This window comes from Tahibacter soli (assembly GCF_025717065.2).
Lineage (GTDB): Bacteria > Pseudomonadota > Gammaproteobacteria > Xanthomonadales > Rhodanobacteraceae > Tahibacter > Tahibacter soli.
The window spans coordinates 323,076-342,707 of sequence record NZ_JAOVZO020000001.1; the positions used below are offsets into that span (position 1 = coordinate 323,076).

10 protein-coding genes are annotated in these 19,632 nt (G+C 67.1%); 6 read left to right on the top strand and 4 right to left on the bottom strand.

What is annotated here, in order from left to right; genetic code table 11:
- Positions 1-12 precede the first annotated feature (12 nt).
- Genes OD750_RS01425 through OD750_RS01435 form a run of 3 tightly spaced genes read right to left on the bottom strand, consistent with a single transcriptional unit; the run spans position 13 to position 2,188 of the window.
- Entirely contained in the window at positions 13-945 is a 933-nt protein-coding gene (locus tag OD750_RS01425; protein ID WP_263543072.1) for a phosphatidate cytidylyltransferase, read from the bottom strand.
- Entirely contained in the window at positions 942-1,565 is a 624-nt protein-coding gene (locus OD750_RS01430) for a lysophospholipid acyltransferase family protein (protein ID WP_263543073.1), read from the bottom strand. Before OD750_RS01430 ends, OD750_RS01425 begins: the two co-directional genes overlap by 4 nt.
- Positions 1,562-2,188 (bottom strand): CDP-alcohol phosphatidyltransferase family protein, encoded by a 627-nt coding sequence (locus tag OD750_RS01435; protein WP_263543074.1) that lies wholly within the window; start codon positions 2,186-2,188, stop codon positions 1,562-1,564. The genes OD750_RS01430 and OD750_RS01435 overlap by 4 nt, the downstream gene beginning before the upstream one ends.
- Positions 2,189-2,426: 238 nt before the next feature.
- Between OD750_RS01435 and OD750_RS01440 the strand changes: the two genes are divergently transcribed.
- The 4 genes from OD750_RS01440 to OD750_RS01455 all read left to right on the top strand — a co-directional run bounded on the left by OD750_RS01440 (position 2,427) and on the right by OD750_RS01455 (position 7,001).
- Positions 2,427-3,461, top strand: a complete 1,035-nt coding sequence (locus OD750_RS01440) for a phospholipase C/P1 nuclease family protein (RefSeq protein ID WP_263543075.1) — start codon at positions 2,427-2,429, stop codon at positions 3,459-3,461.
- On the top strand, positions 3,458-4,789 hold the full coding sequence (locus OD750_RS01445) for a peptidylprolyl isomerase (protein ID WP_263543076.1): 1,332 nt from the start codon (positions 3,458-3,460) through the stop codon (positions 4,787-4,789). Before OD750_RS01440 ends, OD750_RS01445 begins: the two co-directional genes overlap by 4 nt.
- Complete coding sequence (locus tag OD750_RS01450) at positions 4,786-5,367, top strand: hypothetical protein (RefSeq protein WP_263543077.1); 582 nt, start codon at positions 4,786-4,788, stop codon at positions 5,365-5,367. The genes OD750_RS01445 and OD750_RS01450 overlap by 4 nt, the downstream gene beginning before the upstream one ends.
- A gap of 263 nt (positions 5,368-5,630) precedes the next feature.
- Positions 5,631-7,001 (top strand): BACON domain-containing protein, encoded by a 1,371-nt coding sequence (locus OD750_RS01455; protein ID WP_263543078.1) that lies wholly within the window; start codon positions 5,631-5,633, stop codon positions 6,999-7,001.
- A gap of 58 nt (positions 7,002-7,059) precedes the next feature.
- On the opposite strand, the gene OD750_RS01460 is transcribed toward OD750_RS01455, so the two are convergent.
- Complete coding sequence (locus OD750_RS01460) at positions 7,060-8,376, bottom strand: NupC/NupG family nucleoside CNT transporter (protein WP_263543079.1); 1,317 nt, start codon at positions 8,374-8,376, stop codon at positions 7,060-7,062.
- A 273-nt stretch (positions 8,377-8,649) separates the two neighbouring features.
- On the opposite strand from OD750_RS01460, the gene OD750_RS01465 reads away from it, so the two are divergent.
- Both OD750_RS01465 and OD750_RS01470 read left to right on the top strand, forming a co-directional pair.
- On the top strand, positions 8,650-10,074 hold the full coding sequence (locus OD750_RS01465; protein ID WP_263543080.1) for a GGDEF domain-containing protein: 1,425 nt from the start codon (positions 8,650-8,652) through the stop codon (positions 10,072-10,074).
- Positions 10,075-10,305: 231 nt separating this feature from the next.
- The gene (locus OD750_RS01470; protein ID WP_272841740.1) at positions 10,306-18,966 is read left to right on the top strand and encodes an FG-GAP-like repeat-containing protein; all 8,661 of its coding nucleotides are present in this window, start codon (positions 10,306-10,308) and stop codon (positions 18,964-18,966) included.
- Positions 18,967-19,632: the final 666 nt, after the last annotated feature.

The following is a 19,632-nucleotide window of genomic DNA, read 5'->3' on the forward strand; positions in this document are numbered from 1 at the left end:
CAATGATAAGGCTTAGCCCGAGTAGAACCAGCGCGTCATGTGGAAAAACACCGGCGCGGCGTAGCAGACCGAATCCATGCGATCCATCATGCCGCCGTGGCCTTCGATCATGCGGCCCCAGTCCTTCGCGCCGAGGCTCCGCTTGACCGCCGACAGCGCAAGGCCGCCGAGCGCGCCGCAGACGACGATCAGCGCCGACATCGCCGCCGATTCGAGCGGCGAGAACGGCGTGATCCACCACAGCGACGCGCCGACCGCGATCGCCGCGAGCCCGCCGCCGACGAGGCCTTCGACCGTTTTCGACGGGCTCACGACCGGCGCGAGCTTGTGCCGGCCGAACAGCTTGCCGAACACGTACTGCATCACGTCGCTCAGTTGCACGACGAGCAGCAGGTACAACAACAGCAGCGGCCCCTGGCCGTCGTAGCCGCGCAGCTTGAGCATCAGGAGCGCCGGCGCGTGGCTGATGCAGTAGACCGTGATCATCACGCCCCACTGGATCTTCGTCGTGCGCTCGAGAAAATCGGTCGTGTCGCCGGCGAACACCGCGAGCGCCGGCAGCGCGAGAAACGCGTAGACCGGGATGAAGATCGCGAACAGGCCGTACCACTGGTCCCAGATCAGCCAGTACTGCAGCGGCACGAGCACGTAGAACGCGACCGCGAGCGGCAGGTGGTCGCCCGGCCGCGTCGGCGTCAGCGTGATGAATTCGCGCAGCGCGAAGAACGAGATCAGCGCGAACACGACGAGGTTTGCGAGCGGCCCGAGCCCGAAGCAGACCGCGAGCACCGCGACCATCGCCCACCACGCGTTGACGCGCGCGACGAGGTTGTCGACGACGGCGCTTTCGCCGCGCCGCCGCAGCAGCCGGCCGACGATCGTCGCGAGGGCGAGCAGCCCGACCACGCCGCCGAACACGGCGATGAGTTTTTCCTGCGCGGTCATGCGGGGCTCCCGGCATCGGCGAGCGCGACGAGCGCGTCGCGTGCGCGCACGAGAAACGCGTCGCGCGATTCGTCGGGCAGGCGTTCGAGCGGCGCGCCGAAGTGCGCCGTGCAGTACAGCGGCAGCGGTATGCGCGCGCCCTTCGGCATGCTCCGGTGCAGCGTGTCGAGCCAGACCGGCACCACGTGCAGCTGTGGAAATTGCTGCGCGAGGCGATGCAGCCCGCCGCGAAACGGCTGCGGCAGGCGCTGCGCCGTGCGCGTGCCTTCGGGAAACAGGATCAGCGAATCGCCGGCGGCAAGCGCGGCGATCGCGGGCGCGAGCGGGTCGCCGTCGCGCGCGTCGCGGCGGCGTTCGATCAGGATCGCGCGCAGCACGCGGCCGGAAAAATAGCGGCGCAGGCCCGGCTTGTCCCAGTAGTCGCGCGCGGCGACCGGTCGCGTCGCCGCGCGCCGCGCGGGTTCCAGCGCGCTCCAGATCGCCAGCGTGTCGAGATGGCTCGAATGGTTCGCGTAGTACAGGCACTGGCCGTGCGGCATCGGCGCGCGCCAGTGCGCGCGCGCGCCGACCAGCATGCGCGTGAAGCCGACGAGTCCGGCTGCGGCGAGACGTTCGATCACGGTGCAAGCCTTGCGGCGATCGCGCGCAGTCGCGCGACGCAGCCGAGCGCCGAGCCCGCGGCGATGACGGCGGTGGCGACGGGGAGGGTCAGGCCGGTCGCGAACGTCCAATGCTCGATCGGCGCGAGCACGCAGGCGATCGTCATCGCGGCCATGCGATGCGGCTTGGCCATCGGTCCGCGAAAATCCTGCGGCTGGCCGAGCGCGCCGCCGAGCGTGCGGATGTAGGCCGTCAGCGCCGCGAGCAAGGCGGCGAGCCAGCCGAGCCACGGCAGCCCCGCGGCGTAGCCGAGCGCGACCAGCAGCACGCTGTCGGCGAGACGGTCGGGCACTTCGTTGTAAAGCGCGCCGGTCGGCGTCTGCCGGCCGCCTTCGACCGCGACCATGCCGTCGAACAGGTTGCACGCGAGACGCAGCTGGATCGCGACCGCGCACAGCCACGGGCTCCACGGCCAGGGCAGCGTCAGCAGCGCGGCGGCGCCGGCGGCCGCGACGACGACGCTCGCGACCGAAATCGCGTTCGGCGATACGCCGCGGGCGACCAGCCAGGCGGCGACGCGCCGTGCGATTGCCGTATCGCGCGTCGCGATCGGCCGGCGGTTGCCCGTGCCCCCTGGTTCCATATCGTGCTCCCCGGTCCGTCCGTTGAATATCCGGCGCAGTGAACGACGTCAAGCGCCCGAACCGTACGCGGACCGGATCAGAAACCGTGAACCGCGTCGCCGGAATGTCGTCGCGTGAGTGTACTAGTTGAGAAATCCGCAGAATGCCATCGGACTGCAACGTGCGCCGTTTAGCGTCGCGCGTCTTCGGCGCGCCCCGACGTGCCGGAGTCACAAACCTGGGGAGAGGACAGACGATATGCGCATCACCACACTCATCGGCTTCGGCGCGCTCGCACTCGCCGCGGCCGGCGACGCCGGCGCCTGGTCGCAGGAAACGCATCGCCGCATCGTGCTCGACGCGGTGCAGTATATGAAGAACAACCCGGGCACGACGCAGTACGCGAAGATCGCCGCGTGGGCCGGCAGCGCCGGCGTCAGCGTCGACCAGCTCGCGCAGGCCATCGCGCAGTCGGCCTACGACGTCGACGATTTCGCCGACACGTACATCTGCGGTGCGATCACCGGCGACTGCGTGCGCGCGCCGCTGTGGTCGACGCTCTCGTCGGTCGCGCACTACACGTCGTTCTGGCATTTCCAGAACCACACGCGCGGTCGCGACGCGCACGGCAACGACTTCGGCGGCTACAACTACAGCCAGCTCACGCAGCGCGGCGACGTCGACGAACTCGCCGCCGGCTGGCTCTGGAACGACCATCTCGACGACGGCGCCGGCGGCATGAAGGGCTGGTTCTCCGACGGCACGAAGTACAACACCTACGGCGTCACCGAGGCGCGCTACCGCATCGGTTCCACGTCGAATCCGGGCATGTACCAGGACTACCAGAACTTCCCGTTCCAGCCGATCGACAATCTCGGCCAGTACTGGTGGAGCCAGTTCCTCGCGCAGCCGACGGCGCAGACCGTCGGCTACGTGCTGCACGCGACCGACCTGCTGCAGCCGCATCACACATGGACGACGAGCGGCAACAATCACTCCGGCTGGGAGCAATGGGTCAACGACTACTACTACGCCGAGGGCTTAAACGACGCCGCGCGCGTCACGGCGGCGCTCGGCGACGGCACGTTCACGCGCTGCGGCGCGAGCGCGGCGAGCGACATTCGCGGCGTGCTGACGCAGGGCGGCGACTACTCGTACCGCGTCGGCGGCAGCGTGCTGTCGTCGACCGACCACGCCGAGCGCGTGCGCGTGGCGCGGCTGACCGTACCGCATGCGATCGCGATGGCCGTCGTGGTGCTCGACTGCGCCGCGAACCGCGTCGCGGCGTTGTGAACCTTGTCCGTTTTGCCGCAGCGCGCCTCGTCGCGCGCTGCGGCCTGATGCTGCTCGCTGCCGCCGCGCCGGATGCCGGCGCGGCGGTCGTCGCGCGCGTAGACGGCGATGCGATCGGCAGCGCGAGCCTCGCCGTGCTCGTTCGCTACGCGCGCCTGACCGACCGTGCGGCGAGCGGGCGCGACGTGCTCGACGCGGTGATCGAACGCCGCCTGCTCGCACGTCATGCGTTGGCGACGTATCCGGTCGACGCGCTGTTTCCCGAACGCCGCGTCGCGTTCGCGCCGGACGTCGCAGCCGACGAGCGGCTCGTCGCCGTGCTGCGCGCCGTCTACCGCGACGAGACCGATGCCGCACTGACGGTCGAGGCGGCGCGGCGCGCGACCGTCGCGCGTGCGGATGTCGATGCCGACGCGCTGCGCGCCGCGCTCGGCGACCCGGCGCGGCTGCGCGTGGAATACGCGCTCGACGACGCGTCGCGCGACCGCGCCGCGGCGCTCGTGCTGCTGCGCTACCGGATGCCCGGCGGCGACGCGGGCGCGCTGACGCTCGCCGACCTGTACGCGCGGCAGAACGTGCAGGGTCGCATGGCGTTGCATAATCTCGATGTGGAATTTCTCGATCGCCAGGTCGACGCGCGCCTGGCGGCGCTGCTCGTCGTCGACGACGCGCGGCGCCGTCTCGGTCGGACCGCGGTCGCGGAACTGCGCCGCGCGCTCGCCGACCAGGAGCTCGAACGCGCGCTCGGCGAGCGCTACGGACTCGGTGCCGATCTCCACGACGACAGCGCGTATCTCGCCGGCCTGCGCGCCCGCGTGACCGCGGACGACATCGCCCGCTGGTACGACGCGCATCGCGAGCGCTTTCGCCGCGTCGACGCAGTGCGCGTACGGCATATCCGGCTCGCCGACGAAGCGACCGCGCTGCGCGTCGCGCACGCGCTCGCCGCCGACGGTTCGAACTTCGGCGAACTCGCGCGCCGCCACTCGATCGCGCCGGACGGCGCCGGCGGCGGCGACCTCGGCTGGATCGACGCGTCGGCGCAGCGCGACTGGTTCGGCGCGCTCGCGTTCGCGCAGCCACCATGGCGCAACGGCGCGCCGGTGCGCGAGCCGGTCAAGGCCGACGCGCCGGCGGCGTGGGAGATCGTGCGTGTCGACGAGCAGCGCGTCGGGTGGCATGCGAAGGATTCGGAAACGGTGCGCTATCTCGCGTCGCGCGACATCGCCGAGCAGCGGGCGCGGGCGGCATTCGCGGCGCTGCGCGATCGGTTGCGCGTCGCCGCGAAGATCGCCGTCGCGGGCGATACGGCAGGCGGCGGCGAATGAGCGCGCGTGCCGTCGTGTGGATCGTCACGATCATGGCCTTCGTCTGCGCGATCGTCGGCATGCGACGCGAGCCCGGCGCCGATCGCGCCGGCGAACCGGCGGTGCGCGTCGCCGGAGCGACGCCGTCTTCGCCGTCGCGCGGAACCGCGCCGGCCGTGCGATCGGAAGTCGTGTCGACGACCGCGCCGGTGCCGGTGCGCATCGCCGCGCAACCCGTTGCGCCGCCGCCGCCGATCGCCCCGGACGCGGCCGCCGGCCTCGCACTGACGCTGCAGGGCGGAGACCCGCGCAGCCCGCCGATCGCGCCGCGCGATGTCGACGACGATGAGGCGCCGACGACGAACGAACTGGCCGATCCGGCCGCGTACCGGCGCTACGAGTCGCGCCGGCAGGCACGCGTGTATCGCGCGTTCGAACGCGAGGCGTCGGGGGCGCTCGCGCAGATGCGCCGCGACATCGACCGCGCGCGCACGGCCGGCGTGCCGGCGGAGCAGATCGCCGAAGGCGAAGAAAAAGCGCAGCGGCTCGCGGAAACCCTGCGGCGGTTGCGCGACGGTGAAATCGGCGCGAACGACTGAAGACCGCTCGGTACACGATGGAAATAATCCGTTAAGCGGCATTTGCGCGAGCGCCGGCGCGCCGCTAGGCTGGTCCGCATACCGGTACTCCATCGCACCGCAGGCTGTTGAGAAACAGCCTGCGGTGCGGTCGACGGATGGACCGCTCGAGAATCAATCGCTCAAGCGATTGATTCCAGGAGAGGGTGCGCAAGCTCAGCTTGCGCCGCTCGATTGAGAAACGGGCAGGAGCCCGTTTCTCGACAACCTGATAGGACGCGAACATGGCCGTATTCAGGTTGCCCGGCATCGCCGTTGCCCTGGCCGCGCTCTCCGGGGCCGCGCAAGCGGCGGCGCAGCTCGACCTCGCCGTCACCGTCGGCACGGATCTCACACCGGGTTTCTGCGCGACGACGACGACGCTCGGCGTCCTCGCCGGCAGCGACGTCAACTACTGCTACCGCGCGACGAACACCGGCACGAGCACGCTGCAGTACCACGATCTCATCGACTCGGCGTTCGGCGTCGTGCTCGACGACGAACCGATCGCGCTCGCGCCGGGCGCCTCGACGACCGTCACGCGGGTGCGCGCGGTCGCCGCGACCACGACGAGCAATGCGCTATGGACCGCGCGCACGCGGCCATACCAGCTGCGCACGAGCGGGCAGCAGGGCGGGCCGACGTACGACTTCATCGACATCAGCACGCCGGGCGCGGGCACCGCGCTCAATCTCTCCGACGACGGCGAAGTGAATCTGACGCTGCCGTTCGCGTTCACGTTCGACGGCGCGACGTCGAACGCGCTGCGCGTCGGCAACAACGGCGCCATCCTGTTCGGCACGACGACGGGCGACGTCGGCGTCGACAACGCCGTGCTGCCGGCGGCGAGCCTCGGCCGCGCGATGGCCCCGTTCTGGGACGATCTCGACGACGAAACCGGCGACGTCTACTACGTGGTGCAGGGCGCCGCGCCGAACCGGCGCGCGATCGTGCAGTGGCAGGCGCGCGCGCACTTCGTCAACCCGCAGTCGCCGACGCCCGACACCGCGACGTTCGAGGTCGTTCTGTTCGAAAGCGGCAATATCGTCTTGTTTCAATATAAAGACGTGGATTTTGGAAACGCGGCATGGAACGCCGGTGCGTCCGCCACGGTCGGCCTCAATCTCTCGGGCGGCCTCGCGTCGATGTTTTCGTTCAGTCAGCCGTCGCTGGCGTCGTCGTTCGCGATCCGCTTCACGCCGAGCGCCGAAACCGCGAGCGATTCGGCGGCGGCGACGGTTCTCGCGCTGCGTCCGGGGCTGAGGCTCGGTGCGACGTCGTTCGAATTCGGCCAGGCGCCCGACACGACGCGCACCGTGACGCTGGCCATCGGCAACGACGGCGACTTTCCGTTGAGCTGGTCGATCGCCGAGGCGCCGGCGGCGTGCGCGGCGGCCGGCGACGTCGCCTGGCTGAGCGTCGCGCCGAACACGGGATCGGTGCCGGCGGGCGAATCGGTGCCGGTCGACGTCATCGTCGACACCGCGGGTCTCGCCGACGGCGACTACACGGCGGTGCTGTGCCTGACCACGAACGATCCGGACGCCGCATCGACGGCGCTGCCGCTGACCGTGCATGTCGCCGATACGATTTTCGCGGACGGTTTCGAACTGTAGAACGCACGTGCCGCGGTCGACGGCGCCGGCGATCGAAGCCGCCGGCGCCGCGAGTCGGTTACAGCTGGTTCAACACGCCGGCAATCGTCGCGGTCATGAACGTCGCGAGCGAACCGCCGAGCACCGCGCGCAGGCCCAGGCGCGCCAGATCGCCGCGCCGGCTCGGCGCGAGGCCGCCGATGCCGCCGATCTGGATCGCGATCGACGAGAAATTCGCGAAACCGCACAGCGCGTAGGCGGCGACGACGCGGCTGTGTTCCTGCAGCTTGTCCATGTTCTTGGCGAGATCGACGTACGCGACGAACTCGTTCAGAACGACCTTCTGGCCGATGAAGCCGCCGACGAGCACGGCGTCCTGCCACGGCACGCCGATCAGCCACGCGATCGGCGACAGCAGATAGCCGAGGATCGTCTGCAGGCTCAGCGTGACCGCGATCGGCTTGCCGGCCGACAGCCAGGCGTTGATCGTCGAGTCGGCGGCTTCGCCCCACTGGATCGTGCCGAGCCACTGCAGCGGCCAGTTCAGCGTCGCGATCAGCGCGATGAACGCGAGCAGCATCGCGCCGACGTTCAGCGCGAGGCGCAGACCGTCGCCGGCGCCGGTGGCCGCCGCGTCGATCACGTTGGTGCTGTGGCGCTCCACTTCGATGCGCACGCTGCCGCGCGTGAGCGGTTCGTGCGTTTCGGGAATCAGGATCTTGGCCAGCACGAGCGTCGCCGGCGCGGCCATGATGCTCGCGGCGAGGAGGTGCTTGGCGTACTTCGCCATCTCGGCCTCGTTGCCGCCGCCGAGCAGGCCCACGTACGCGGCGAGCACGCCGCCGGCGATGTGCGCCATGCCGCCGATCATGACGGTCATCAGTTCCGATTCGGTCATCTTTTCCAGGTACGGTTTGATCGTCAGCGGCGCCTCGGTCTGGCCGATGAACACGCTCGCGCAGACCGACGTCGTTTCCGCACCCGAGACGTTCATCACCTTGGTGATCGCCCAGGACATGCCCTTGACGATCTGCTGCATGACGCCGATGTGGTACAGCACGCCCATGAGCGCGGCGAAGAAGATGATCGTCGGCAGCACCTGGAACGCGAAGATGAAGCCGAACTGGCTCGCGTCGAGCAGCTTGCCGAAGATGAACTCGGAGCCGACCTTGTTGAATTCGAGCAGCCGCACGAAGCCGTGGCCGAGCGAATCGAAAATCTGCGCGCCGAGCGGCACTTTCAGAACGAACGCGGCGAACGCGATCTGCAGGCCGATGCCGGTGACCACGAGCTTCCAGTCGACCGCGCGGCGGTTGTTGGAAAACGCGTACGCGAACAGGATCAGTACGGAAAGGCCGAACAGGCCGAACAGAATTTGCCCCAATGCAGCGACCATGACTCCCCCAGAGCGGTACGGCGACCGGGAAACCCAAGCCGCAAAGTCGCCGGAGCGTATTTCAAGCGAGAGACGCGAAGCAAGGCGCGGCGCGGCGGCGCCTTGCCCGCGGCGCCCGCAGTGCGCCTATACTCCGAAGGGGAGTGCAGATCGCGGGGGGCGCCGCGATCTGTCTGAGCGATCGGAATGCCGCCGGCAGCCGCCGGCCCGCCGTGCGGGGTTTCCAGCGAACCCGAGTGCGGCCAACCGGTCCACGTTGCATCGGAGAACGCGTTGTTGACGATCAAGCGCAGGCTGCTGCTCAGCCATTTGCTGGTCATCCTGCTGGGTGCGGGCACGCTTGGCCTGTACCTGTATTTCGCCGCGGCGGGACAGATCGTCGACGCCGTCGGCGAGCGCGTCCTCGACAATGCGCGCGTGCTCGCCGCCGGCCTCGACGGCGACGAACTCGACGCAGTGTCGCGCCATTCGACGCCGGGCGCGGCAGCGCGCATGGAAGACCGGCTGCAGCGCGCGCTGCGCGGCAATCCCGACCTCGTCGGCGCCTACGTCGCCGAGGTGACCGGAACGGACGTGCGCGTCGTCGCCGCCACCGCGCCGGGGGCCGTCTCCGAGGGCAGCGGCAGCCTGACCGTCGACGAACTCGCCCTGCTGCGCGGCGGCCTGAAGGCGGCGACGCTCGGCGACATCGCCGCGGCCGGCGCCGAAGGCAACGATCTTTTCGCGCTCGCGCCGATTGCCGCGGCGCCCTCGCGCTACGTCGCCGGCGTGCGCTTTCGCGCGTCGAGCCTGCAGGAAAGCCTGCGCACGCTGCGCCTGTCGACGCTCGGCGGCCTGCTGTTCGGCGTGCTGGCGGCGCTCGTGCTGTCGCGGCTTCTGGCCGAAAGCCTGCAGCGGCGCATCGCGCTGCTCGGCGAACGCTGCCGCGCGCTCGCCGCCGGCGATGCGCTGCCGCCAAACCAGGTCGCGATCGGCGACGAATTCGATCGCGTCATCGCCGATTTCGACGCGACCGCGCAGCGCTTGCGCGAAGCGGCCGGCGGGCGCGAAGACGCGCTGACGGCGCTGACCGCGGCGAACGCCAAACTCGAAACGCGCGTCGAGGAACGCGCGCGCGAAATCGAGGACGCCACCGGCCAGCTCAAGATCGAAATCGAAAACCGGCTGCAGGTGGAGGCGCTGCTCGCCGAAGCCGCGCTGACCGATGCGCTGACCGGACTCCTGAACCGGCGCGCGATGCTCGAGATGCTCGAACAGGCCGTGCAGGCGTCGCGCGGGCAGGGCGGTTTTTCGATGATCCTGGCCGACGTCGACCACTTCAAGCACGTCAACGACACGTACGGCCACGGCATCGGCGACCAGGTGCTGATGGCGGCGGCGCGTGAACTGGAAAGCCTGCACGGCGACAGCCGTCACGCGGCGCGCTGGGGCGGCGAAGAATTCTTCGTGCTCCTGCCCGGCACGGGCCTGATGGAAGCCTGCCGCCGCGCCGAAGAACTGCGTGCGCGCGTCGAACGCATGCCGCTGCAGCCGCGCGGCCTGCGCGTGACGATGAGCCTCGGCGTCGCCGAACTGCAGCCCGGCGAACCGCTGGAAGACTGCCTGCGCCGCTGCGACCAGGCGCTGTACCGCGCCAAGGACGCCGGCCGCAACACGGTCGTGATCGCACGCGGGAATCTGTTCGCGACGATGTCGTAGTCCCGCGGCGTCGCAAGTCCGCCGCGAATCTCGCGGCGCGACAAATCCTCCATACGCTCAAGCTGTGCGACATCCGTCGCGCAGACTGATCACGTTCGTCGCCGCTTTGCGAATAGACGAACGCGACGGCGCGAATCGCCGCCGCTGAAGGGGGAAAACCTCTCGACCGGTGCTGGCGCCTGCGACGCAGGCGTCCAGGTGTCCTATTGCCTACGAAAAGCAGGATCCGCAATGCGCACGATGCGAGGAACGCTTGCCGCGTTGTTCGGCGCGGCAATCAATTTGTTGACATTTTCAGGGGTGTCCGCGGCTGTATTGCCGCCGAGCCCGTCGGCGTGTCCGATCACGCCGCCGCCGCTGGAAGCCGGCAGCACGCCGACCTATCCCGGGCGATTCTGGAATCCCAATCGCTACGGCAGCGGCTGGGATTTTCTGTACGACGAGCGGCTCGCCCAGAGCCGGTTGTTCTTGCTGTACTGGTTCACTTACGGCCCGGACGGCAGGCCGACCTGGACGATCGCATTTCCGTACGACGTATCGACGGGCGACGGTCACAAACGCTATCAGGCGGAGCTCAAGCGGCCGCACTGGGACGGCTTTCGCGTCGATCGCTACGACCCGGTCGGTTCGGTCGCGATCACGATACCGAACGGGTCGACGACGCGCGCGGCGATAACGTGGCAATGGACCGAGCACGGTTCGGGCGAATACACCGAATGCGTGTACGACTATTTCCGCGACCAGATTCCGCCGACCGGCGAGTCGACGGGGCTCAACCAGGCCTACACCGCCAACTGGTACGACAGCGACCTTGATGCCGACGCCGGCGGCGTCGGTTCATGGGGCTTCGATCTCGTCATCGGCGTCGACGCCGCGCAGAACTACCTGCAGATCGTCACGCCCCAGATCTTCGATACGGCCGGTCGGCCGGTATGGCTGCAGTACCAGCAGCTGCATCCCGGAATGCCGCCGAAAGACAACACCGGCAATCCAGGCGACCTGGTGTATTCGAAATCGCGGCACGGCGTGCCGACCACCGACTGCACCGCGAGCGATCAGGCATCGGCGAACGTCAACGAACGCTGCGTCGACGAATACGTTCTGGCGGCCGGCCAACCGGCCGGCGATCCGAAAAATCGCTTCCACCACGTCTTCACCGGCGTCAACGCGGCGAAGATCGCGATGAAGGCGACCGTGCCGGCCGCGACGACGGGTGCCGCCGCGGTCGAGTGGCCGACGGCGTTGCTGCCGGACAACTATCGACTCGACACGCCGAACGTTCCTGTTCAGCGTACGACCGACGTCAATCGCCTCGTCACCGATCGCACCGCGTGTTTCGTGCAGCAGGCGGGGACGAACTGTCCGCTGATCGTCAGTTACACGGCCACGCGAAATCTGGCGACGGTCTATCGCTACGACCTCAACAACACAGCCGCCGCGCCGGTCGTCGTGTTGACGGGCGGACGCGAAGGGTCGGTCACCGATCCGCTGCCGATCGGCTCGCGCGTCAAGTACAAGTTGTACGGCGACAACGATTCGCCGGCCGGCGGCCAGACGCCGCTGTCGGAATCGGCCGAGGTTCGCGTGATCGGGCATGTGAACGTGTCCGACCAGCCGCTGGTTTCGCTCGACGGCGATCTGCCCGCGCACGACCCGAAGGTCGGCACGCTGGCCGGCGACGCCGGCGTCAGCGGCGGTGCGGCGTCGTATACGATTCCCATCACGGTGCCGCCGGGCCGCAACGGCATGCAGCCCGACGTGGCGCTGAGCTATTCGAGCCGCGGCGGCAACGGCGTCGCCGGCATGGGTTTTTCGCTCTCGGGTCTGAGTTCGATCCATCGCTGTCCGCGCACGAAGGCGCAGGACGGCACAGCGCGTGCCGTGCGGTTCGACGGCGACGATGCGCTGTGCCTCGACGGCCAGCGTCTGATGCTGACCGAAGGCACCTACGGTAGCGCCGGCGCGGTCTATCGCACCGAGATCGACAACTACACGCGCGTGACGCAGGCCGGCGGCAGCCTGGCCGAACCCGGCGTCTGTTTTCTCGCCGAGACGAAATCGGGCCGCAAACTGCATTTCGGCAGTTGGACCGGTGAGAAGGAGAGTCCCCAGTGCCAGCCCTCGATCGCGAATGCGCGGGTGCAGCCGGTCGGTGCGGCGGTCGCGTTGAGCTGGCTCGTGGAAATGGTCGAGGACTACGCCGGCAACGCGATGACGTATGCGTACGACAACCGCGACGGCAGCGGGCCGCAGCGCGAAACGCTCGTGCGCAGCATCAGCTACACGCTGCCGTCGACGACCGTCCGGCGAGTGACGTTCGACTACGAGAATCGGCCGCAAGGCGCGAACGCCAACGACAACGCGATCAGCGCGCTGGCCGGCGGCCTGTCGTCGCAGACGAAGCGGCTGACGAAAATCACGACGTGGGTCGGCGGCGAAAAAGTACGTGATTATACATTGAAGTATGCCAAGTTCGACGGCGACGCCGACTTGAGCGTCTACAGCGGACGCAGCTTGCTGCGCCGCGTGACCGAGTGCGCGTTCGATGCGTCGACGCCGAACGGCGAGTGCCGTCCGCCGACGACGTTCGACTGGAACGACGGCCCGATCGGCAGCAAGCTGCGGGTGGTGACTGCGACGGGCATGGCCGATGCCGTGTTGCCGACCGCCGTGGAAATCGAGGAGGCCCATCCGCCTTACATCGACGTCGAGGCGCCGCTCGGCGGCGGCGGCGAAGTGGATCCGGACGGTCCGGTGACGACGCCGGTCGACTTCGTCCTGACGCCGTTGACCGAAGACACGTCGGAGGTGAAATACCTCTCGGTGATCGGCGACGTGAACGGCGACGGCCGCCGCGAAATACTCGCCAGGTTGCGCACCGGCAAGAACGCGTACACGTTCCAGCTCGGACAGACGACGGCCGCTCGCACGTTCGCGCGCTGGATCACGATCGGTACCGAGCAGACGTTCGGCGTTCCGGGCGCCGACGACTACAACGGCGACGGCTACAGCGACGGCATGCGCATGCCGCAAGGCGGCGAATCGAACTTCCTGCGCCTGATCCGCTGGAATCGCGACCGCGGCTACTGGCCCGACGCACCGGCCGAAGGTTTCGACGCGTTGTTCGCGACGGTCGAGACGAATATTCCCGCGACGTTCGGCACGACGCTGCTCGACAACACCGCCGATTTCGACGGCGACGGCAGGCCCGACATCCTGTTGCGGCGAAAAGACCTCGCCTGCGGCGCCGTCGGCTACAACCAGCTCGCGATCTATCGCAACACGATTACGTCCGCGGCGCCCGCGGCATTTCAACTCGCCGCGACGAAATGTCTCAATCGCTACGAGCAGACGGGCACTGTCTACGGCGAAGAAATCGCGCACGTCAGCGATCTCGACGGCGACGGCCGTGCCGATCTGGTGATTGCGACGGCCGCGCCGAATACGTATGCGATCACGTCGGTATTGACGCCGGTGCCCGCCGGCGCCGGCATCGCGCTGGATGTCCGGCCTGCGGCGAACCTTGGCCTCGGCGTCGATCTCGACCTGAAGGATCGCGTGCTGCGTTGGACCGACATCAACGGCGACGGTCTCGCCGATCTCGTGTTCGCGATCAACAACAGCGGCAACTGGAAGGTTCGCCTCAATCGCGGCAACTTGAGCTTCACCGCGCGCATCGAGACGGCGACGAGCGGCAATGTCGGCCTGACGCCGTCGGGCGGCGGGTTCAAGTATGCAAGCCATCTGAAGCTGCACGACATCGACGGCGACGGCCGCGCCGAGTTCCTGCGTCCGGCGCGGATTGCCGCCGCGCTGTGTCCGCTGTACCGCGAAACGCCGTGCGTGAGCGGTCCGGGCGGCGGCGACGAGCCGTATTGCGACGTCTACGCATGTCCCGACGATCCGCTGACGAACAAGCGCATCCTGCCGCGCGGCGATCTTTCGCTCGGCCACTACGCCGCTCGCCTGTACGACGCGCCGTACATCGGCGCGGCGCACGATCCGAGCGCGTACCACATGAACGCGGCGAAGTTCGTCATCGGGCCTGTCGACGCCGCGACGAATCTGCCGACGATCACGGTGGTCGACGTGCCGACCGACATCATCGGTACGCTGAGCGATTTTTCCGAAAACAGCGATGTCTTCGGCGACGGTCTGGCCGACCAGATCAATGCGATCGGCTGCTCGAACTGCGCGGCGGCGACCAGCAGCCCGACCGTCAGTCTGCCGACGCATTTGCCGAGCGGCGATTCCGTCAACAGCCTCGTGACGCCGAACTACAAGGTTTTCGTCAACGAAAACACCGGCGCGACGCGGCCCGGCGAGAACCGCACGGGCCTCCCGCCGCGCCTGCCGGAACTGCTCGACACGGCGACCAACGGACTGGGCGATGAAGCGGTGTGGGACTACTACCCGCTGTCGAGCGACGCCGGACGCGCGGCGGGCGATCTGCCGTTGTATACAACGGCGCAGAATCCCGCGGCATCGTACGCCGACGACGACCATTTCTATTTTACGTCGTCGATGCCGGTGGTCGCGGCGCTGTATCGCAGCAACGGCATCGGCGACATCGTCGGTTTCCGCAGCGCGCGCTACGGCTACGAAGAGGCGATGTACAACGCGCGCGGCCGCGGCTTCCAGGGCTTCCGTACGATCGTGCAGGAGCCCGAGGTCGCCGCGAGCGACGCGGCCCGGCGCCTGCGCACGACGACCGTGTTCAGGCAGAAGTTTCCGTACACCGGGCTCGTCGAGAGTTCGACGGTTGCGCGTACGACCTCGTCCGCGCCGAACACGTTCGAGACGATCGGCACGGAGACGAACACCTGGGCCGACAAACTCGCGCGCGAATCGGCGCAGATCCACCAGCCGCACCTGACCGCGAGCGTTGGCGAGCGTCGCGAGACGCAGGGCGTCTGCGCGGGCTCGGTCGTCCGTACGACAACGACGAACGCGAACTGGGACGACTACGGCAACTATGCGAACCAGACGATCGCCGTTGCGCCCGTCGCGGGAACGACGCCGGCGACGTGCCCGTGGTTCCTGTCCGCGCAGCAGAGCACCGTCCAGAACACGTACACGAATACGACCGAGGGCGTGTGGTGGCCCGGCCGGCTCGACGAAACGGTCGTCGCGAGCACGATGTCCTACGCCGATGCGCTGCCTGCCGGTGTCACGCCGTCGTCGCTCAATCCGGCGTCGACGACGACGAGCTACGCCTGGGACGAAGTCACGCGTGCCGCATTGTCCAAGACTGTGTCGTCCGGTGCGCTGTCGCAAACGACGAGCTATGGGTATCCGGCCGGCAACGGCTACGGGCTGCCGGATTCGACGACGGTCGACGCGAACGATGCGCCGGGCGCACGCACGACGCAGCTCGACTACGGCGACGGCCGCTACTTCGTCTCGGCGACGACGAATCCGCTGAACTACACGGCCTATGCGCAGACGCGCGCGCGGGACGGGCAGGTCGACATGGCGGTCGACGCCAACGGGTTCAGCCTCAGGACGACCTACGATGTGTTCGGTCAGCCCGTGCGTGTGGACAAGTACAAAACGGACGGAACGACGCCGCTCGAACCGTCAGTGCGAACCGCGGTGAAGGCGTGCACGAGCGCGAGCAACTGCGGCGGTCCGTACGGCGACGGCGCCGACGGCCAGGCGTTCGCGGCGTATCGCGTGACGGTCGTCAAGGCGGGGGCGCCGACGCAGGCGACGTGGTTCGACGCGCTCGGCCGCGAAGTGAAGAAGGCTTCGCGCGGCTACGATCCGACCGAATCGACGCCGAATCTTGCGACGAGCCCGTGGGTGCAGGCGCTGACGCAGTACGACGCGATGGGCCAAGTTGCGCGTCAGTCGACGCCGCATTGCCGCGCCGGCAGCACGCTGTGCCCGCAGACCGCGGCGCGGTGGTCGACGTTCGCGTACGACGCCGAGAAGCGCCTGATCGTCAAGCAGACGCCGGCCGCGGACGGTCCGCAGGGCGTGACCGGCCCGCCGGTCGCGCGCGACACCCGGAGCGTCTACACCTACAGCGGCGGCACGACGGCGGTGACGGTGAGCTGCGTGCTGCCCGGCGGCGGCACGTGTACCGGCGATGCCATCACCGTGAAGCGCTACAGCGACTTCGCCGGCCAGCTCGCGCAGACCAACGACGCGCTCGACGGCGTCACGCGCTACTGGCATGACGCGGCGAACCGGCCGGTGGCCATCGTCGACGCCAAGGGCTCGGTGACGCGTGCCGAATACGACAGCTTCGGCCGTCGTACGAAGTCGGTCGACCCGAACCAGGGAACGTGGTCGTTCACGTACAACGGCTTCGGCGAAGTGCTGACGCAGACCGACGGGCGCGACATCGTCACGTCGTTCGGCTACGACGCGCTGGGTCGCATGGTCTTGCGCAAGGCGAAGCAGACCGCGACTCAAGGCGCCTATCTGGAGCAGACGGACATCGGCGCGGGCATCGTCGCGGAAGAGACGATCGATACGTGGACCTATCACGATTCGACGTTCCCGAAAGGCGCGCTCGCCAGCGTGAGTCGCAGGATCGGCCTGTGGAACGCCGCCCAGGAAAGCGTGTCGTGGGTGCCGTGGATGGAGGCGTACATCTACGACACGACGGGCCGCACGTCGAAAATCGCCACGTACATCGCAGAGACTCGCTCGCCGGCGACGACGTCGTTCGAGACCAGGCTCGAATACGACGAAACGTACAACCGTGAAAAAGTAAGAGAGTACCCGACGAAGCTGCGCGTGCAGTCGACGTACACGGCCTACGGCCAGCCGCATCGTATGCGCGACGCCGACATGCAGATGGACTATCTGACGGTCGACCAGCGCGACAACTGGGGCAACGTCGTCCGACAGATGTACGGCAACAACACGGCGGGCGTGTTCACCTCGAACCCGGGCTCCGGCCAGTCGCAGCAGCGCCGGTGGAACCTGGGCGGCGTCAGCGGCATCGAGGTCGACCGCTACGACTACACGTACGACGCGTTCGGCAACCTGTCGAGCCAGGCGCGCACCTACGTCGAGTCGTCGCGCGTGGAAAGTTACGCCTACGACAAGCTGCACCGGCTCAAGACGGCGAACTCGGGCACTTCCGATCCGGTGTTCGGCTCGGTCACGTACGAATACGACGCGGTCGGCAACCTGCGCGCGAAGAGCGACTACAGCAACAGGCTCGGCCAGGGCGCGACGGAACCGTATCAGTACACGGATCCGCTCCATCCGAACGCCGTCACGAAGGTGACGCAGAGTACGGCGACGCAGGGCACGGTCGTCCGCGACTACAGCTACGACAAGAACGGCAACCTCGTCGGCGGCACGGTGCAGGGCGCATACGATCCGCAGAACCTGCCGCGCAAGCTGGTGCGCGGCACCGCGACGACGCTGTTCGACTACGCGCCGAACGGGCAGCGCTACCGCGAGCGGCAGGTCGGCGGTGCGAGCCCGGCGAAGCTGACGCTGCCATTCGGCCTGGAGCGCCTGACCGACCGCATCGCGCGGCACGAGCTCGGCGAAGTCGTGGTGCGGCGTTTCCGATATGGAGAGACGCAGTACGACGCGCAAACGACGGTCTTGTACAACTATCACGACCGCCTGGGTTCGACATCGGCGATCGCCGACGGCAACGGCCAGATCGCAACGACCGACTATCTCGTGTTCGACGCGTTCGGCATGCCGCGCGACGGCGATTTCACGACGCGCTACACCGGCATGACTCCGGAGAGCGGCACCATCGGGCTGCTTCTGCTCGGCAACAAGACGGAACGCGGTTTCACCGGCCACCAGCACCTCGACTCGGTGCAGCTGATCCATATGAACGGTCGGGCGTACGATCCGCGGCTGGGGCGGTTTTTGTCGGTGGATCCGATTATTCAGTTTCCGACGAATAGTCAGTCGTTGAATCCGTATAGCTACATTCTCAACAATCCGATGGCGGGGAGGGATCCGTCCGGCTACGGGAGTTGCAGCGAGACAAAAACTGAAGACGCAGACGTTGGCGATACCTGCACTTTCATGCTGCGTGACCCGCGCTCGGCGAACAAGCTTGGTGAGTTCGCCACAGTGGTCGTCGGTGATTCCTTCACCGGGAACGTCAGTGTGGCGCTAACAACCGGAGCTCATGGAGAACCTTCCTACAGTTGTCCAACAAGCTGCTCCGGAAATGGCGGCAAGACAACTCAAGGAGCCAATCCCAGTTCGCAAAATGATGGGTCGAGCGGCGGACCAAGCGATATCGAGACTGCGACGTCTACACCAGGTCAGCAGGCGAGCCAGAATGTATTGGGTGCTGCAAAAGCGGGTGCCGGTGCTGTGCTTACAGGTGCGGAGTTTCTTCTGCCTCAAAATGGCACGGAAGTCGCTGTAGGCATGGCGGTAGGTCCATCGCTAAAGTTGCTTGAGAAGGCCGGCAAGGGAACGATGAGAGCGCTTGGGCGAGACCTTGATCGACTTTCTGACGAACTCGGCGCGATGGTGGCCGCCAAGCCTTCTCAGGATCTGTATAGGCTGGGCGAGCCAGCTGAACAGATAGAGAGAACTTTCGATCATGCTCTAAATCCTCAGCTGTATATTGATGATATTGTTAAGCATTACAGAATAAATCTGCGCGGATCCGGCCAGACAATAACTGCTATTTATGACGAAACCTTGCCTCGTGGACAGCTTGGCGTAACCAAGATATCCGAAGGAGGGAGGATTATACGAATTGGTCCAGACGCGTTTGCAAGTCAGGCTACAGTGGCCAATACTGTTGCTCACGAACTGAGTCATGCTAGAGATCTTCTGCGAGGGTTGGAAAAAGATCACGGGGACAATTTCTCAATAGACGACGGATCTGTCTACGCCTCAGGAAATGCTCTTGAAGATTGGATAGATGGAGGGAGATAATGATTTCCGATGTTTGGCATGGTGTTCCTGATGAAAGTCTTGCGGATTGGCATCGCGCATTCTCGGGGCCGGCTTCTAGCTATTTCGTGGGTGAGCCATGCCCGGTCTGTGGCGAAGTTGGACTCCGTCGATACTATTACCTTGGTCGAGTTGTGCCCATGGAGGTGCGTGGTTTTCGTTATAAGGGAAAGGGGGCGCTTTGGCAGTGGTGTGTTTCATGTAAGTCATGCTGGCACGCGCAGGCGCTCGTCCCTGAGGAGTGGAATGGTACTTTTTTAAATTTCGACCACAGAATTTTGACGTCCTTACCGGGACTGATCAATGATGAAATTGAACGCAGGGCCAATGCGGGCGGGAAACTGGACACCCAAAATTCTGCCGGTAGCTGAAACCTTAAGAGCCGGGCGACGTTAGCGAGAAGTCGCCCGGCTTCTTTGCGCATCCCGGACATCCAGACATCCGAAATTTCCCAAGCAACTCGGTGGCAATCGCTCGATGCGCTGACGCCGAGATGCCGTCACGCTGCGGACATGACCATCGCCCGCATGCACATTGTTGACGCCCAGGTTGCCGGCACCTATCACGTGGTCTCGCGCTGCATTCGTCGCGCTTGGCTGTGCGGGCGAAATCCTGGACATCCAGACATCCGAAATTTCCCAGGCAACT

What these genes read in the sequence shown, in the direction of transcription:
- OD750_RS01425 (WP_263543072.1), bottom strand. Translation starts at nt 945, where the DNA reads ATGACCGCGCAGGAAAAACTCATCGCCGTGTTCGGCGGCGTGGTCGGG.
- OD750_RS01435 (WP_263543074.1), bottom strand. Translation starts at nt 2,188, where the DNA reads ATGGAACCAGGGGGCACGGGCAACCGCCGGCCGATCGCGACGCGCGAT.
- OD750_RS01440 (WP_263543075.1), top strand. Translation starts at nt 2,427, where the DNA reads ATGCGCATCACCACACTCATCGGCTTCGGCGCGCTCGCACTCGCCGCG.
- OD750_RS01450 (WP_263543077.1), top strand. Translation starts at nt 4,786, where the DNA reads ATGAGCGCGCGTGCCGTCGTGTGGATCGTCACGATCATGGCCTTCGTC.
- OD750_RS01455 (WP_263543078.1), top strand. Translation starts at nt 5,631, where the DNA reads ATGGCCGTATTCAGGTTGCCCGGCATCGCCGTTGCCCTGGCCGCGCTC.
- OD750_RS01460 (WP_263543079.1), bottom strand. Translation starts at nt 8,376, where the DNA reads ATGGTCGCTGCATTGGGGCAAATTCTGTTCGGCCTGTTCGGCCTTTCC.
- OD750_RS01470 (WP_272841740.1), top strand. Translation starts at nt 10,306, where the DNA reads ATGCGCACGATGCGAGGAACGCTTGCCGCGTTGTTCGGCGCGGCAATC.